Below are 274 nucleotides of genomic sequence, written 5' to 3'. Positions count from 1 at the left end.
AAAAGATCGGCGCATAGTATCCAGCAGCGGACAAGCGGAGCAAGACATGATGCGAGATGCGGCCAATTTCGAGCCGGTGGACAGCCGGGTCACGCACCCGGCGTTCTGGAACGCGCTGCCGGAGCGCTGGACGAGCGACGTCGAGGAAACGCTGGTGTGCTGCCACGTGCGCCAGGAAACGCATGACGTGAAGAGCTTCTTCTTCCGTTCGCCGCAGGGCCGTACGTTCTCGTTCGAGCCCGGGCAGTTCATCACGCTCGAGCTCGACATCGAC

At 62.4% G+C, this 274-nt stretch carries 1 pseudogene; it reads left to right on the top strand.

Annotated features, from left to right (window positions below):
* Positions 1-46: 46 nt before the first annotated feature.
* A pseudogene (locus SB751_RS30310) lies at positions 47-274 on the top strand (hybrid-cluster NAD(P)-dependent oxidoreductase); the annotation flags it as partial.

The sequence above is a fragment of the Cupriavidus sp. SIMBA_020 genome, assembly GCF_046535395.1.
GTDB classification, from domain to species: Bacteria; Pseudomonadota; Gammaproteobacteria; order Burkholderiales; family Burkholderiaceae; genus Cupriavidus; species Cupriavidus campinensis.
Note: the sequence above shows the minus strand (reverse complement) of the source record. Positions and strands in the feature narration are given on the sequence as shown.